Source organism: Streptomyces sp. NPDC090741, from assembly GCF_044769045.1.
Lineage (GTDB): Bacteria > Actinomycetota > Actinomycetes > Streptomycetales > Streptomycetaceae > Streptomyces.
This window is the reverse complement of the sequence record NZ_JBIVXF010000003.1, coordinates 94,471-109,376: the sequence shown is the minus strand read 5'-3', so window position 1 is coordinate 109,376 and position 14,906 is coordinate 94,471. Positions and strand designations below refer to the sequence as shown.

General features: G+C 71.2%; 15 protein-coding genes. 11 read left to right on the top strand and 4 right to left on the bottom strand.

The annotated features are described in order from the left end of the window. Positions 1–5 precede the first annotated feature (5 nt). The 8 genes from ACIQU4_RS10090 to ACIQU4_RS10055 all read left to right on the top strand — a co-directional run bounded on the left by ACIQU4_RS10090 (position 6) and on the right by ACIQU4_RS10055 (position 8,600). On the top strand, positions 6–2,057 hold the full coding sequence (locus tag ACIQU4_RS10090) for a protein meaA (protein ID WP_403727903.1): 2,052 nt from the start codon (positions 6–8) through the stop codon (positions 2,055–2,057). Beyond that, the gene (locus ACIQU4_RS10085; RefSeq protein ID WP_403727902.1) at positions 2,054–3,046 is read left to right on the top strand and encodes an HpcH/HpaI aldolase/citrate lyase family protein; all 993 of its coding nucleotides are present in this window, start codon (positions 2,054–2,056) and stop codon (positions 3,044–3,046) included. Before ACIQU4_RS10090 ends, ACIQU4_RS10085 begins: the two co-directional genes overlap by 4 nt. A 5-nt stretch (positions 3,047–3,051) precedes the next feature. Next, complete coding sequence (locus ACIQU4_RS10080) at positions 3,052–3,564, top strand: MaoC family dehydratase (RefSeq protein WP_030155134.1); 513 nt, start codon at positions 3,052–3,054, stop codon at positions 3,562–3,564. Between the two features lie 2 nt (positions 3,565–3,566). Next, on the top strand, positions 3,567–4,772 hold the full coding sequence (locus ACIQU4_RS10075) for an acyl-CoA dehydrogenase family protein (RefSeq protein ID WP_048476593.1): 1,206 nt from the start codon (positions 3,567–3,569) through the stop codon (positions 4,770–4,772). Positions 4,773–4,958: 186 nt separating this feature from the next. After that, positions 4,959–5,615: a phosphatidylserine decarboxylase gene (locus tag ACIQU4_RS10070; RefSeq protein WP_030868027.1), complete on the top strand. Its 657-nt coding sequence runs from the start codon at positions 4,959–4,961 to the stop codon at positions 5,613–5,615. A gap of 34 nt (positions 5,616–5,649) precedes the next feature. Continuing rightward, entirely contained in the window at positions 5,650–6,474 is an 825-nt protein-coding gene (gene pssA, locus ACIQU4_RS10065) for a CDP-diacylglycerol--serine O-phosphatidyltransferase (RefSeq protein ID WP_385586011.1), read from the top strand. 131 nt (positions 6,475–6,605) lie between these two features. Beyond that, positions 6,606–8,087, top strand: a complete 1,482-nt coding sequence (locus ACIQU4_RS10060; protein WP_403727900.1) for an AlkA N-terminal domain-containing protein — start codon at positions 6,606–6,608, stop codon at positions 8,085–8,087. A gap of 15 nt (positions 8,088–8,102) precedes the next feature. Further along, a complete protein-coding gene (locus ACIQU4_RS10055) occupies positions 8,103–8,600 on the top strand; it encodes a methylated-DNA--[protein]-cysteine S-methyltransferase (protein ID WP_403727899.1) in 498 nt (165 codons plus the stop codon). Between the two features lies 1 nt (position 8,601). Here the strand turns inward: ACIQU4_RS10055 and ACIQU4_RS10050 are convergent, their stop codons facing one another. From ACIQU4_RS10050 to ACIQU4_RS10040, 3 genes are read right to left on the bottom strand one after another with little or no spacing between them, the layout of a single operon-like run. After that, complete coding sequence (locus tag ACIQU4_RS10050; protein ID WP_403727897.1) at positions 8,602–9,030, bottom strand: hypothetical protein; 429 nt, start codon at positions 9,028–9,030, stop codon at positions 8,602–8,604. A gap of 35 nt (positions 9,031–9,065) precedes the next feature. Further along, on the bottom strand, positions 9,066–9,566 hold the full coding sequence (locus ACIQU4_RS10045; RefSeq protein ID WP_403727896.1) for an NUDIX domain-containing protein: 501 nt from the start codon (positions 9,564–9,566) through the stop codon (positions 9,066–9,068). Between the two features lie 32 nt (positions 9,567–9,598). After that, on the bottom strand, positions 9,599–11,302 hold the full coding sequence (locus ACIQU4_RS10040; RefSeq protein ID WP_403727895.1) for a BCCT family transporter: 1,704 nt from the start codon (positions 11,300–11,302) through the stop codon (positions 9,599–9,601). A gap of 143 nt (positions 11,303–11,445) precedes the next feature. Here ACIQU4_RS10040 and ACIQU4_RS10035 point away from each other — a divergent pair, with 143 nt between their 5' ends. Further along, the gene (locus ACIQU4_RS10035) at positions 11,446–12,594 is read left to right on the top strand and encodes a glycerate kinase (RefSeq protein WP_403727894.1); all 1,149 of its coding nucleotides are present in this window, start codon (positions 11,446–11,448) and stop codon (positions 12,592–12,594) included. Positions 12,595–12,768: 174 nt separating this feature from the next. Beyond that, positions 12,769–13,272, top strand: a complete 504-nt coding sequence (locus ACIQU4_RS10030) for a GNAT family N-acetyltransferase (RefSeq protein ID WP_403727892.1) — start codon at positions 12,769–12,771, stop codon at positions 13,270–13,272. Here the strand turns inward: ACIQU4_RS10030 and ACIQU4_RS10025 are convergent. Continuing rightward, on the bottom strand, positions 13,227–13,838 hold the full coding sequence (locus tag ACIQU4_RS10025) for a cysteine hydrolase family protein (protein ID WP_403727890.1): 612 nt from the start codon (positions 13,836–13,838) through the stop codon (positions 13,227–13,229). The genes ACIQU4_RS10030 and ACIQU4_RS10025 overlap by 46 nt on opposite strands. Positions 13,839–13,919: 81 nt before the next feature. Between ACIQU4_RS10025 and ACIQU4_RS10020 the strand changes: the two genes are divergently transcribed. Further along, entirely contained in the window at positions 13,920–14,897 is a 978-nt protein-coding gene (locus ACIQU4_RS10020) for a GlxA family transcriptional regulator (protein ID WP_403727888.1), read from the top strand. Positions 14,898–14,906: the final 9 nt, after the last annotated feature.

Here is a 14,906-nt window from a genome sequence, read left to right as displayed (position 1 = left end):
CTGAGATGACAGAGCGCCAGAAAGACCGTCCGTGGCTCATGCGGACGTACGCCGGCCACTCCACGGCCGAGGCGTCCAACGAGCTGTACCGCCGCAACCTCGCCAAGGGCCAGACCGGCCTGTCGGTCGCGTTCGACCTCCCGACGCAGACCGGCTACGACCCCGACCACATCCTCGCCCGCGGCGAGGTGGGCCGGGTCGGGGTCCCGGTCTCCCATCTCGGCGACATGCGGCGGCTGTTCCAGGACATCCCCCTGGAGCAGATGAACACCTCGATGACGATCAACGCCACCGCCATGTGGCTGCTGGCGCTCTACCAGGTGGCCGCCGAGGAGCAGGGCGCGGACATCGCCCAGCTCCAGGGCACCACCCAGAACGACATCGTCAAGGAGTACCTCTCGCGCGGGACGCACGTCTTCCCGCCCGGGCCCTCGCTCCGTCTGACGACGGACATGATCGCGTACACGGTCAACCACATCCCGAAGTGGAACCCGATCAACATCTGCTCGTACCACCTCCAGGAGGCCGGGGCCACCCCGGTCCAGGAGATCTCGTACGCGATGTCGACGGCGATCGCCGTGCTCGACTCGGTGCGCGACTCGGGCCAGGTTCCGGAGGATCGTTTCGGCGAAGTGGTCGCCCGTATCTCGTTCTTCGTGAACGCGGGCGTCCGCTTCATCGAGGAGATGTGCAAGATGCGCGCCTTCGGCCGCATCTGGGACCAGGTCACCCGCGAGCGCTACGGCATCGAGAACGCCAAGCAGCGCCGCTTCCGGTACGGCGTCCAGGTCAACTCCCTCGGCCTGACCGAGGCGCAGCCGGAGAACAACGTCCAGCGCATCGTGCTGGAGATGCTCGCGGTCACCCTCTCCAAGGACGCCCGCGCCCGCGCCGTGCAGCTGCCGGCCTGGAACGAGGCGCTGGGTCTGCCCCGGCCCTGGGACCAGCAGTGGTCGCTGCGCATCCAGCAGGTCCTGGCGCACGAGAGCGACCTGCTGGAGTACGAGGACATCTTCGCCGGATCCCACGTCATCGAGACCAAAGTCGACTCCCTGGTCGTCGACTGCCTGGCCGAGATCGACCGGATCCAGGAGATGGGCGGCGCGATGGCCGCCGTCGAGTCCGGGTACCTGAAGTCCCAGCTGGTCTCCTCGCACGCCGAGCGGCGCGCCCGGATCGAGGCCGGCGAGGACAAGATCGTCGGCGTCAACTGCTTCGAGCAGACCGAGGAGAACCCGCTGACGGCCGACCTGGACGGCGCCATCATGACGGTCGACCCGGCCGTCGAGGCGCTGACCGTGGAGCGGATCGTCCGCTGGCGGGCCGAGCGGCAGGAGTCCTCGGACCGGCAGGGGAACGGCGACCCGTTCGTCTTCCCAACCGTGATGCAGGCCCTGGACCGGCTCAAGGCGGCCGCGGCCGGGACCGAGAACCTGATGGAGGCCACCCTGGAGTGCGCCCGGGCCGGTGTCACCACCGGCGAGTGGGCGAACGCCCTGCGCGAGGTGTTCGGCGAGTTCCGCGCCCCGACCGGGGTCTCCTCGGCCCCGGTGGCGGTCACCGCCGAGAAGGGCACTCCGATGGCCCTCGTCCGCGAGAAGGTCGCCCGGACCGCCGAGGACCTGGGCTCCGGCCGGCTGCGCCTGCTGGTCGGCAAGCCCGGCCTGGACGGGCACTCCAACGGCGCCGAGCAGATCGCCGTACGGGCCCGCGACGCCGGATTCGAGGTGGTCTACCAGGGCATCCGGCTGACGCCCGAGGAGATCTCCTCCGCGGCGCTGGCCGAGGACGTGCACTGCGTGGGACTGTCCATCCTGTCCGGATCGCACAGCGCGCTCGTGCCGGACGTGCTGGAACGCCTCCGTACGGCGGGGGCGGGTGACATCCCGGTCGTCCTCGGCGGCATCATTCCGAACGCCGACGCCATCGCCCTCAAGGCGGCCGGAGTGGCCGCCGTCTTCACACCCAAGGACTTCGGTATCACGGAGATCATCGGCCGTATCGTCGACGAGATCCGGAAAGCGAACAAGCTCGACCCTCTGGAGGTCCCCGCATGACCACGCCCACGTCTCCCGTGAACCGCCTTCGGCCGCGCCGTTCCTGCCTCGCGGTGCCGGGTTCGAACCCGCGGTTCCTGGAGAAGGCCCAGGGCCTGCCGGCCGACCAGGTCTTCCTCGACCTGGAGGACGCCTGCGCCCCGCTCGCCAAGGAAGGCGCCCGCCACACGATCGTGGACGCGCTGAACAACGGCGACTGGACGGGCAAGACCCGGGTCGTGCGCGTCAACGACTGGACCACGCACTGGACGTACCGCGACGTCATCACGGTGGTGGAGGGCGCGGGCCAGAACCTCGACTGCATCATGCTGCCGAAGGTCCAGGACGCCCAGCAGGTCGTGGCGCTGGACCTGCTGCTGACGCAGATCGAGAAGACGATGGGCTTCGAGGTCGGCAAGATCGGCATCGAGGCGCAGATCGAGAACGCCAAGGGCCTGGTCAACGTCGACGAGATCGCGGCCGCCTCGCCGCGGCTGGAGACCATCATCTTCGGCCCGGCCGACTTCATGGCCTCGATCAACATGAAGTCGCTGGTCGTGGGCATGCAGCCGCCCGGCTACCCGGCGGACGCCTACCACTACATCCTGATGCGGATCCTGATGGCGGCCCGCATGCACAACCTCCAGGCGATCGACGGCCCCTTCCTCCAGATCCGCGACGTGGACGCGTACCGCGAGGTGGCGGGCCGGGCGGCGGCGCTGGGCTTCGACGGCAAGTGGGTGCTGCACCCGGGCCAGGTCGACGCGGCCAACGAGGTCTTCTCCCCCTCCCAGGAGGACTACGACCACTCCGAGCTGATCCTCGACGCGTACGACTGGTGCACCTCCGAGGCCGGCGGCAAGAAGGGCTCGGCCATGCTCGGCGACGAGATGATCGACGAGGCCAGCCGCAAGATGGCCCTGGTCATCGCGGGCAAGGGCCGCGCGGCGGGAATGCAGCGCACCACCAAGTTCGAACACCCCTCGATCGAGAAGACGGCGGAGGCCTGAGTCCCATGCAGTTCGGACGTACGTACGAGGAGTTCGAGGTCGGCGCGGTCTACAAGCACTGGCCCGGGAAGACGGTCACGGAGTACGACGACCACCTCTTCTGTCTGCTGACCATGAATCACCACCCGCTCCACATGGACAGCAATTACGCCGAGAACACGACCGACTTCGGCAAGAACGTGGTCGTGGGCAACTACATCTACTCGCTGCTGCTCGGCATGTCCGTGCCGGACGTCTCCGGGAAGGCCATCGCCAACCTGGAGATCGAGTCGCTGCGGCACGTGGCGCCGACCTTCCACGGCGACACCATCTACGGCGAGACCACGGTCCTCGACAAGACCCCGTCCAAGTCGAAGAACGACCGCGGGATCGTCTACGTGGAGACCAAGGGCTACAAGCAGGACGGCACCCTCGTCTGCGTCTTCCGGCGCAAGGTGATGGTCCCGACCGAGACGTACATCAAGGAGCGCGGCGGCGAGCAGCCCGGCCGCCCGCAGCTGAAGGAACAGGGGAAGTAGCCATGGCCCGACTCGCCCAGACCGCCGGGCTGACCGACGTCCAGCGGGAGATCCTCAAGACCGTCCGGGAGTTCGTCGACAAGGAGATCATCCCGGTCGCGACCGAGCTCGAACACCGTGACGAGTACCCGCAGCAGATCGTCGACGGCCTCAAGGAACTCGGCCTCTTCGGCCTGATGATTCCGGAGGAGTACGGCGGCCTGGGTGAGTCGCTGCTCACCTACGCGCTGTGCGTGGAGGAAATAGCGCGGGGCTGGATGTCCGTCTCGGGCATCATCAACACCCACTTCATCGTGGCGTACATGCTCAAGCAGCACGGCACGCAGGAGCAGAAGGACCACTTCCTGCCCCGCATGGCGCTGGGCGAGGTGCGCGGCGCGTTCTCGATGTCCGAGCCGGGGCTGGGCTCCGACGTGTCGGCCATCACGTCCAAGGCGGTGAAGGACGGCGAGGAGTACGTCCTGAACGGCCAGAAGATGTGGCTGACGAACGGCGGCTCCTCGACCCTGGTGGCCGTGCTGGTCCGCAGTGACGAAGGACACCCCGAGGGCACGGCCCCGCACAAGTCGATGACGACCTTCCTCGTCGAGAAGGAGCCGGGCTTCGGTGAGGTCCGTCCGGGCCTGACCATCCCGGGCAAGATCGACAAGATGGGCTACAAGGGCGTCGACACCACCGAGCTGATCATGGACGGACTGCGCATTCCGGCCAATCGGGTCCTCGGAGGCCAGACGGGCCGAGGGTTTTACCAAATGATGGACGGGGTCGAGGTCGGCCGCGTGAACGTGGCGGCGCGTGGCTGCGGCGTCGCACAGCGTGCGTTCGAGCTGGGTGTCTCTTATGCCCAGCAACGTCACACTTTCGGCAAGGCGATCGCGGAGCACCAGGCCATCCAGTTCAAGCTGGCCGAGATGGCTACCAAGGTCGAGGCCGCCCATGCGATGATGGTTAATGCAGCACGCAAAAAGGACTCCGGGGAACGAAACGACCTCGAGGCAGGGATGGCGAAGTACCTCGCCTCCGAATACTGCAAGGAGGTAGTCGAGGACGCCTTCCGTATCCATGGCGGCTACGGATTCTCGAAGGAGTACGAGATCGAGCGCCTCTACCGGGAGGCACCGATGCTGCTGATCGGTGAAGGTACGGCCGAGATCCAGAAAATGATCATCGGTCGACGCCTGCTCGAGGAGTACCGGCTCCAGGGCTGAAAGTCCCTTTTGCGGCGGATCCTCCATGGGTTCGTCGCAAAAGAATCACTGGCAGTCACTGGCCGGCGGCCATCGACTCGGCTTCTGGCTTGCCCAGTTGTTGCGTGCAACCGATAGCATTCCAGTAAAGCCGCCGTCCCGTCCCCCTGTTTGCGGCGCGGCAATCACCCGCTACGAAGGTCATCCATGCCCCACAGCCAAACCTCTGCACCTCGCGTCGGCATCCTCGGTGGACGTCTCGCACGCGGAGCATCGCCGTGGCTCCTGCCGACCGTCGCCACCGCTGCGCTCAGCCTGACCCGGGCCCGCAAGTCCGGCCGCTGGGCCGCGGTGGCCGTGCCCACCACCGCTCTCGCGGCGGGCATGCTGTGGTTCTTCCGCGACCCCGAGCGTGAGATCACGCAGGGCCGGGTCATCTCGCCCGCCGACGGTGTGGTGCAGAGCATCATGCCGTGGAAGGACGGACGGACCCGGGTCGCGATCTTCATGAGCCCGCTGAACGTCCACGTCAACCGCGCGCCCCTCGCGGGCACGGTGACGTCCGTGGAGCACATCCCGGGCGGGTTCGTCCCGGCGTTCAACAAGGAGAGCGAGAACAACGAGCGCGTTGTCTGGCACTTCGACACCGAGCTCGGCGACATCGAGATGGTGCAGATCGCAGGCGCCGTCGCACGCCGCATCGTCCCGTACCTGCCGGCCGGTACCAAGGTGGAGCAGGGCGAACGCATCGGTCTGATCCGCTTCGGCTCCCGCGTCGACATCTACCTCCCCGAGGGTGTCGAGGTCGCGGTCGAGGTCGGACAGGCCACCACCGCGGGGGTGACCCGAATTGACCGTGACTGACCCTGAGACTCCCACCACACCGTCGGGTGGCTGGGTGCCCGAGGCCGCGGAGGAGGAGTCCGCCGAGGACGACATGCCGCTCTCGCTGCGGCTGTCGATAGCGGACACCCTCACACTCGGCAACGCGACGTGCGGATTCATGGCGGTGTACTTCACCACCACCGGGATCCTCATCCCGCACCTCACCGGCAGCGGCGAGTCGGGCATGGCCCGTAACAGCGCCGCGACGGCAGTGATACTGATGCTGCTCGCGGCGGTCTTCGACCTCTTCGACGGCATCGTGGCCCGCAAGCTGCGCAGCTCACCGATGGGCGCCGAGCTGGACAACCTGTCCGACCTGATCAGCTTCGGACTGGCGCCAGCGTACTTCGTGCTCGTCTACGGCATGGTCGCCGACGACGCGGTGCAGAAGATGTCCGCGCTGGCCGCGATCGTGGTGCTGCTGGCCGTGGTGCTCAGACTCGCGAGATTCAGCTGCGTGACCATGAAGGACGGCATGTTCCAGGGCATGCCGAGCCCCTTCGGCGCGCTGACGGTCGTCTCGATCGTGCTGCTGGAGCTCCCGTTCGTCCCGACGCTGCTGGCGATCATCGGGGTGGCCTGGCTGATGGTGAGCCGGGTCGAGTACCCGAAGCCGCGGGGTGTCCTCGCGGTCGCGATGCTGAGCTGGATCGTCGGGGCCATGGGCCTGCTGGCGGCCTGGGCGTTCGACGCCCCGGGCGGTCAGGCGCTGCTCCAGGCGGGCTGCGCGCTCCAGATCGCCCTGGCGGCGACCATCCCGCTGTTCGCGACGACCCGTCGCGCGAACACCTTCCGCAACAACCGCCGCGAGGCGCGAGCGGCGTCGCAGCTCCCGTAGAGCGGACCGCCGCAGTTCGTACGAGGCCCCCGGCCGCCGTCAGGCGCCGGGGGCTTTCGCATGCGGCGGCGGCTACGCTTGATGTCGGAAAATCGCCAGCCCGGCAGGGGCTGGGCCGGGATGCTGGAGCCATGTACACCGACACCGACCGCTGCGTGAGGGCCGTGCAGTCGAAGGACGCCCGCTTCGACGGATGGTTCTTCACCGCTGTGCGGACCACCGGCATCTACTGCCGGCCCAGCTGCCCCGCGGTGCCCCCCAAGGTCGAGAACATGACCTTCCTGCCGAGTGCCGCCGCCTGCCAGCAGGCCGGGTTCCGGGCCTGCAAGCGGTGCCGGCCCGACACCTCCCCCGGCTCCCCCGAGTGGAACGCCCGCGCCGACGCCGTCGCCCGGGCCATGCGGCTCATCCAGGACGGCGTCGTGGACCGCGAGGGCGTCCCGGGGCTGGCGGTGCGGCTGGGGTACTCCACGCGCCAGGTGGAGCGGCAGCTGAACGCCGAGCTCGGCGCCGGGCCCCTCGCGCTCGCCCGGGCCCAGCGCGCCCAGACCGCCCGGCTGCTGATCGAGACTTCCGAGCTGCCGATGGGCGACATCGCCTTCGCCGCCGGGTTCTCCTCCATCCGGACCTTCAACGAGACCGTCCGCGAGGTCTTCGCCCTCGCCCCCGGCGAGCTGCGCCTGCGGGCCGAGAAGGCGAACCGGCACGTCCCCAGGGTGCCCGGGACGATCAGCCTGCGCCTGCCGTACCGGGCCCCGCTCAACCCCGACAACCTCTTCGGCCACCTCGCCGCCACCGCCGTCCCCGGCGTCGAGGAGTGGCGGGCCGGCGCCTACCGCCGGACGCTGCGGCTCCCGTACGGCACCGGGGTCGTCGCGCTCAGCCCGCGGCCCGACCACATCGGCTGCCAGCTGGCCCTCACCGACCTGCGCGACCTCACCATCGCCATCAGCCGCTGCCGCTGGATGCTCGACCTCGACGCCGATCCCGAGGCCGTCGACGAGCAGCTGCGCGCCGACCCGCTGCTGGCCCCGCTCGTGGACAAGGCCCCGGGACGCCGGGTGCCGCGTACGGTCGACGCGGCGGAGTTCGCCGTACGGGCCGTGCTCGGCCAGCAGGTGTCCACGGCGGCGGCCCGTACGCACGCGGCCCGGCTGGTCGCCTCGTACGGGGAGCCGGTGGCCGATCCCGATCCCGAGGGCGGGCTGACCCACCTGTTCCCCTCGCCTCAGGCGCTGGCTGCCCTGGACCCGCGGTCCCTGGCCCTCCCGGCGAGCCGGCGCACCACCCTCACCACCCTCGTCGGCGCACTGGCCGACGGCTCGCTCCCGCTCGGCATCGACAGCGACTGGGAGGCGGCCCGCGCGCGGCTGAACGCGCTGCCCGGGTTCGGCCCGTGGACCACCGAGGTGATCGCGATGCGGGCGCTGGGCGATCCCGACGCCTTCCTGCCGTCCGACCTCGGGGTCCGGCGGGCCGCGAAGGAGCTCGGGCTGCCGTCCACGCCCGCGGCGCTCACCGCCCGGGCGGCCGGCTGGCGGCCCTGGCGCGCGTACGCCGTGCAGTACCTGTGGGCCACCGATGCCCACCCCATCAACCACCTGCCCGTCTGAGGAGTGCGTTCCGTCATGAACACCAAGCAGCACACCGTCGTCGAGAGCCCGTACGGCCCGCTCACCCTCGTCGCCTCGGACGGCGTCCTCAGCGGCCTGTACATGACCGGGCAGCGGCACCGGCCGGCCGAGGAGTCCTTCGGGGAGCGGGTCGCCGCGACCGAGGAGCCCTTCCCCGAGGTCGTGCGGCAGCTGGCCGCGTACTTCGCCGGGGAGCTCACCGAGTTCGACGTGCCCGTCCGGCTGGAGGGCACCGCGTTCCAGCGCAGCGTGTGGGACCAGCTGGTACGGATCCCGTACGGCGAGACCTGGTCGTACGGGGAGCTCGCGGCCGAGCTCGGCAAGCCGAGCGCCTCGCGCGCGGTGGGCCTGGCCAACGGGAAGAACCCGGTCAGCATCATCGTTCCGTGCCACCGGGTGATCGGTGCCTCGGGGAGCATGACCGGCTACGGCGGCGGCGTCGAGCGCAAGGTGCGGCTGCTGGCCTTCGAGGCCGGTGCGACGGCGCTGTAGATCAGACCATCGCGAGGGGGACGAGCAGGGCGAACCCCGCGCCGGCCTCCACCGCGTAGGCGTACAGGGACGGGTGCTGGACGGGGGCGGCGAGCAGGACCACGCTCTGTTGGGCGGTGGCCGCCTCCACCCAGTCGGCGTCGGCGCCGAGGTTGCCCTGGTACCAGCCCTCGCAGGCGCCCGGGCCGGTGACGGCGAGGAGGTCGTCCTCGCGGCGGTAGAAGGCCTGCCAGCCGGCGGCGGGGGCGGACCAGCCCTCGAAGTCGGTGAACGAGGCCCAGCCGCCCTCGCGTATCGCGGTGTCGAACAGCCACACCGGCGTCCCCTCGGGGGTGACCTCGCCGCCCTCCTGCTGCTCGGTGGTGAAGTGGACCATGGGGAGGGCGTCCGGCCCGTCGGCGGTGCTGGGCCAGGCGTACATCTTGATCATCAGATGATTCTGTCCTGCTCGAAGTAAGCCCGGTGTCACGAGGAGACCGGGCGGCTGCCGTTCTCCAGCTCCGCGGTGCCCTCGCCGGACTCCAGGACCCGGTAGGCCTCCTGGGTGCGGCGGCCGAGCGATCCGGGGAGGTACGCGGTGAGTTCGGCGGGCTCGACCAGCCGCCAGGAGAGCAGTTCCGCCTCCTGGAGCTTGATCGAGGCGAGCTGCGCCGCGTCGAGCACGCCGCCGTCGTAGAGGTACGCGACCAGCGGCGGACGGCCCTCGCCGAGCGTCCAGTCGACGGCGAGCAGCCGGCCGAGCGGCAGGTCCAGGCCGATCTCCTCGGCGCTCTCGCGGCGGGCGGCCGCCCGCGGGGACTCGCCGAGGTCCGATTCGACGGTGCCGCCCGGCAGGGCCCAGCCCTCGCGGTAGTTGGGCTCGACGAGCAGCACCCGACCGTCGGTGTCCCGGTAGAGCGCGGCGGCCCCGGCCAGCACCCGGGGCAGGCTCGCGATGTACGTGGCGTAGTCATCGGTGGTGGTCACGTCGCCAACCCTACCCAGCCGCCCCACCGGGCTCATGCCTCCGGGGTGTCCGGCGGGGGCGGGGTCTCGCGGTCCCGGCGGGTGGAGTCGGCCAGGCGGCGCAGGCGCGGGTGGCGGGTCGGGCCCGCTTCGGTGAGGGCGTCGCCGACCATCGCCGTGACCGCGTCGCGGACCCCGTGCAGGGCGTGGTGGCGGGCGGGGCCGGCGCCGGGGTCCTCGCGGAGCTCCTTCACCAGCGCCCAGCAGAGCAGCAGCATGACGATCACGAAGGGCAGCGCGACGAGGATGGTGGCGGTCTGGAGGGATTTGAGGCCGCCCGCGACCAGGAGTACGGCCGCCACCGCAGCCATCAGCACGCCCCAGGTGACGACGAGCCAGATGGGCGGGTTCAGCGAGCCGCGGCTGGTGAGCGAGCCCATCACCAGGGAGGCCGAGTCGGCGCTGGTGACGAAGTACGTCATGACCAGGGCCATGGCCGCGTACGAGGTGACGGTGCCCAGCGGGAGCGCGTCCAGCATGGCGAAGAGAGAGGCCTCGGCCCCGTCCTTGACCTTGACGGCGAGGTCGGCGGCGCCGGTGGAGTCGAGGCGGATCGCGGTGCCGCCCATCACGCAGAACCAGACCACCGTGGCGCCGCTGGGCACGAGCAGAACGCCGATGAGGAACTCGCGGATGGTGCGCCCGTGCGAGATGCGGGCGATGAAGGTGCCGACGAACGGCGCCCAGGACAGCCACCACGCCCAGTAGAAGATCGTCCACGTGCCGAGCCAGGCGCTGTCGGTGAAGGCGCCGGTGCTGGTGGCCAAGGGCAGCAGTTCGTGCAGGTAGCTGCCGACGCCGGCGGGGATCACGTCGAGGATGTAGACGGTCGGGCCGAGGAGGAAGACGAAGAGCATCAGGGCGGCGGCGAGCACGAGGTTGATCGTGCTCAGCCATTTCACGCCCTTGTGCAGGCCGGAGAAGGCGGAGAGCACGAAGGCCGCGGAGAGCGAGGCGATGATGATCAGCTCGACGCCGGTGGAGTCCTCGATCCCGGCCGTGATGTGGAGCCCTTCGGCGACTTGGAGCGCGCCGAGGCCGAGGCTGGTCGCGGTGCCGAAGACGGTGGCGAAGACGGCGAGCAGGTCGATGGCCTTGCCGGGCCGGCCGTTGGCGCGCGCCTCCCCCATCAGCGGGACGAAGGCGGCGCTGAGCCGGTTGCCGCGGCCCTTGCGGAAGGTGGCGTAGGCGAGGGCGAGGCCGGCGATGCCGTAGATCGCCCAGGGGGTGAGCGTCCAGTGGAAGAAGGAGTAGTCGAGGGCCGCGCGGGCGGCGGCGCCCGAGCCGGGGGCGGCCCCGGAGGCGGGCGGCGGGTGCAGGTAGTGCGTGAGCGGCTCGCCGACCCCGTAGAACATCAGGCCGATGCCCATGCCGGCGCTGAACATCATCGCGATCCACGCGAGGTTGGTGAACTCGGGCTCGGAGTCGTCGGCGCCGAGCCGGATCCGGCCGAAGCGGCTGATGGCGAGGACGACGCACATGACCAGGAAGACGTCGGCGGCGATGACGAACAGCCAGGCGAAATTGGCCAGGACCCAGGCCAGCGCGGTGCTCGACGCCGTGTCGAAGGACTGCTTGCCGAGCGCCGCCCACGCGACGACCACCAGCACGGCGATCACCCCGATGGTGACGATGGCACGGTCCGGTTCGGGGTCCGAGCCCTGCGGACGTGCGTCTTCCGGTGAATCCGCGCTCATGCGGCCACACTATGCAGGCGTATATCCCTATTTAGGGGGATGGCACGCCGCGTGTGACCCAGGCCACCCATGGGCATAGGAGGATCCTCCGGATAGGCTCATGGAGGCGCGACTGCACTGTTCGATAGCAAGGGATTAGCAAGGTGACGGACGGAGCAGTAACTGAGACCGCGCGCGTGCTCATCGCCGCGGACAAATTCAAGGGCTCGCTCACGGCCGTTCAGGTCGCGGAGCGGGTGACGGCCGGCCTTCGCAAGGCCGTACCGGACGTGGAGATCGAGACCCTCCCCGTCGCGGACGGCGGCGACGGCACGGTCGCGGCCGCCGTGGCGGCCGGGTTCGAGCGCCGGGAGGTACGGGTCACCGGACCGCTCGGCGAGCAGGTGACGGCCGCTTTCGCACTCCGCGAGGGCACCGCCGTGGTCGAGATGGCGGAGGCCTCCGGGCTCCAGCTGCTGCCGGCGGGTGTGTTCGCCCCGCTGACGGCGACCACGTACGGCTCGGGCGAGCTGCTGAAGGCCGCGCTGGACGCGGGCGCGCGCTCGATCGTCTTCGGCGTGGGCGGCAGCGCCACCACCGACGGCGGTGCGGGGATGCTGGCCGCGCTGGGTGCGGTGTTCCTGGACGCGAACGGTGAAGCGGTCGGTCCGGGCGGCGGCGCGCTCGCCGCGCTGGCGTCCGCGGACCTGTCCGGGATCGACCCGCGCTTCGCGGAGGTCGACCTCGTCCTGGCCAGCGACGTGGACAACCCGCTGACGGGCCCGAAGGGCGCGCCCGCGGTCTACGGCCCGCAGAAGGGGGCGTCGCCCGAGGACGTGGCGGCGCTGGACTCGGCGCTGGCGCACTTCGCGGTGGTGCTGGAGAAGTCGATCGGCGAGAAGGCCGGCCGGCTGGCCGCCGCCCCGGGTGCGGGTGGCGCGGGCGGCATCGGGTACGGGGCGCTGCTGCTCGGCGCGTCGTTCCGGCCCGGGATCGAGCTGATGCTGGAGGTGCTGGGCTTCGCGCCGGCGCTGGAGCGGGCCACGCTGGTGATCACCGGTGAGGGCTCGCTGGACGAGCAGACCCTGCACGGCAAGGCCCCGGCCGGTGTCGCGGCCGCTGCGCGCGCGGCGGGCAAGCCGGTCGTGGCGGTCTGCGGCCGTCTGCTGCTGGGCCAGGAGGCCCTGGAGGCGGCCGGCATCCGCAAGGCGTACCCGCTGACGGACCTGGAGCCCGACCCGGCCAAGTCCATCCCGAACGCGGGTCCCCTGCTGGAGCAGGTCGCGCAGAACATCGCCGCCGACGTCCTCTGACCTCCGGTCGGCCGACGCTCCTTCGACGACACGACCTGGGCCCGGCGCCCCCGAACGGGGGCGCCGGGCCTCGGCGTTTTCCGGCCTCACCGTCCGGCCCGCCCGCGCGTGGGGCCGCAAACCCCGTGCGGGGCGGGCGGCCGGGGTGGTAGTCCGTGGGGCATGGATCAACTGGTGAGCGGACGGATCGTGCTGGTGCCCCTGGACGCGGGGCGGGCCCGGGCGGTGCTCTCGGGCGTGCCGGGGAACGGGTGCCGCTGGGGGGACGGGTATCCGGACGACGGGGACCGGGCCGGGGCGCGGCGATATCTGCGGGTGCTGGCCGAGAGCGGGGATCCGGCGCCGTTCGGGGCGTACGAGATCCGCAGGCGCGCCGACGGGCTGACGATCGGCGGTGCGGGCTTCCACGGCCCGGCCGACGCGGCCGGGGTGGTGACCGTCGGTTACGGGCTGATCCCGGCGGCCCGCGGCCGCGGCTACGCCGCCGAGGCCCTGCGGGCGCTGCTCGGCCATGCCCGTGCGGCCGGGGCGACCGGGGCGGCGGGCGACGCCGGCCGGGAGAACGCCGCCTCGCACCGGGTCATGGCCGCGGCCGGGATGCGGCTCGTCGGGGAGGACGAGCGGCTGCGGTACTACGCGGTGACCTGGGCCGGGGACCCGGAGGCGGCGAGCAGCTGAGCCGTGCTCACCACGCGGGCGAAGCCGCCGCCCTGGAGGTTGACGGCGGTGGCCGTGGCCAGCTGGTCGGCCGTCAGGCGGAGTCCTTCCGGGCCGGCGAGGTCGAAGGTGTGGGTGGCGTCGAGCGGGACGAGGACGTCGTAGCCGAGGTTGCCGGCCATCCGCGCGGTGGTCTCGACGCACATGTTGGTCTGGATCCCGGACACCACCAGCTGGCCGATGCCCTCGGCGGTGAGCCACTCGGCCAGGTCGGGGGTGCCGTAGAAGGAGGAGTTCACCGTCTTGGTGACCAGCAGGGACTCCTTCCCCGCGCGGTCCGCCACGAAGTCCTTGAAGGCGTGGCCGGGCCGGTCGGCGGCCAGGACCGAGCCGGCGGTCCGCGAGGCGTGCTGGACCAGGACCAACGGGCGGCCGGACCGCTGCCAGGCGTCCATCAGGGCGGCGATGTTGGCCTCGGCGGCCGGGTTGTTGCGCGGGCCCCAGTACGACGCGTCGTCGAAGCCCTTCTGTACGTCGATGACCAGCAGCGCAGCGTTCGGGGCGAGTGCGATCTCGTTCTTCGTCATGGGTTCATGGTCTTCGGCGGACGGGCGCGCCGACAGCGGCAACCGGGACCCGAACCGATGGGATCCTGCCAGGATGGCAGCATGCATCGTGTCGCCATCGTCGTCCAGCCCGGCATCCGCAGCTTCGACCTCGCCGTCATCACCGAGGTCTGGGGTCCCGACCGCAGCCGGCTGGGCGTCCCCCGCTTCGAGCTGCGCCGGTGCGCCGTCGACGCCGACCCGATCGCGCTGCCCGGCGGGCTCACCCTGGCCCCCGACCGGGGGCTCGACTGGCTCACCGAGGCCGATCTCGTCGTCGTACCGGCGCTGGCCGAGCCGTCCGACCCGACGCCCGGGCCGGTCCTCGCCGCCCTGCGCGAGGCGCACGCCCGGGGCGCGGCGGTGGCCGCGCTGTGCGCCGGGGCCTTCATCCTCGCCGAGGCGGGGCTGCTCGCGGGCCGCCGGGCCGTGACCCACTGGTCGCTGGCTCCGCGGCTCGCCGCGCGCCACCCGTCCGTACTGGTCGAGGACGCCCCGCTGTACGTGGAGGACGCCGGGCTGTGGACCTCCGCCGGGGTGGCCTCCGGGATCGACCTCTGCCTGCACCTCGTACGGCAGGCCCACGGCGCGGAGGCCGCCGCCGCCATCGCCCGGTCCATGGTGACCGGGCCGTTCCGCACCGGCGACCACGCCCAGTACCTGGACCGGCCCACCCCGGCGGCGGACCGGACCGCCGAGGCCCTGGCGGCCGTACGGGAGCGGGCCCTGCGCCATCTGCACGAACCACTGTCCGTGGCCATGCTGGCCCGCTGGGCCGGGATGTCGCCGCGCTCCTTCGCCCGCCATTTCGTCGCCGCGACCGGCACCACCCCGCACCGCTGGCTCCTCGGCCACCGCCTGGACGCGGCCCGCAAGCTGCTGGAGCGCACCGACCACCCGGTGCCGGAGGTGGCCCGGCGGGCCGGCTTCGCCAGCGAGGTCACCTTCCGCCAGCATTTCACCTCGTACGTCGGCCTCAGCCCCCGCGCGTACCGCAATGCGGCGACCGCCACATCGGCAGCCCCGCCCAAATCCCGGTGACAGTGTTAG

Bases quoted from the DNA above. Each gene is read 5' to 3' on its own strand.
- ACIQU4_RS10090 (WP_403727903.1), top strand. From the start codon at position 6: ATGACAGAGCGCCAGAAAGACCGTCCGTGGCTCATGCGGACGTACGCC.
- ACIQU4_RS10085 (WP_403727902.1), top strand. From the start codon at position 2,054: ATGACCACGCCCACGTCTCCCGTGAACCGCCTTCGGCCGCGCCGTTCC.
- ACIQU4_RS10080 (WP_030155134.1), top strand. From the start codon at position 3,052: ATGCAGTTCGGACGTACGTACGAGGAGTTCGAGGTCGGCGCGGTCTAC.
- ACIQU4_RS10075 (WP_048476593.1), top strand. From the start codon at position 3,567: ATGGCCCGACTCGCCCAGACCGCCGGGCTGACCGACGTCCAGCGGGAG.
- ACIQU4_RS10070 (WP_030868027.1), top strand. From the start codon at position 4,959: ATGCCCCACAGCCAAACCTCTGCACCTCGCGTCGGCATCCTCGGTGGA.
- ACIQU4_RS10060 (WP_403727900.1), top strand. From the start codon at position 6,606: ATGTACACCGACACCGACCGCTGCGTGAGGGCCGTGCAGTCGAAGGAC.
- ACIQU4_RS10055 (WP_403727899.1), top strand. From the start codon at position 8,103: ATGAACACCAAGCAGCACACCGTCGTCGAGAGCCCGTACGGCCCGCTC.
- ACIQU4_RS10050 (WP_403727897.1), bottom strand. From the start codon at position 9,030: ATGATCAAGATGTACGCCTGGCCCAGCACCGCCGACGGGCCGGACGCC.
- ACIQU4_RS10040 (WP_403727895.1), bottom strand. From the start codon at position 11,302: ATGAGCGCGGATTCACCGGAAGACGCACGTCCGCAGGGCTCGGACCCC.
- ACIQU4_RS10025 (WP_403727890.1), bottom strand. From the start codon at position 13,838: ATGACGAAGAACGAGATCGCACTCGCCCCGAACGCTGCGCTGCTGGTC.
- ACIQU4_RS10020 (WP_403727888.1), top strand. From the start codon at position 13,920: ATGCATCGTGTCGCCATCGTCGTCCAGCCCGGCATCCGCAGCTTCGAC.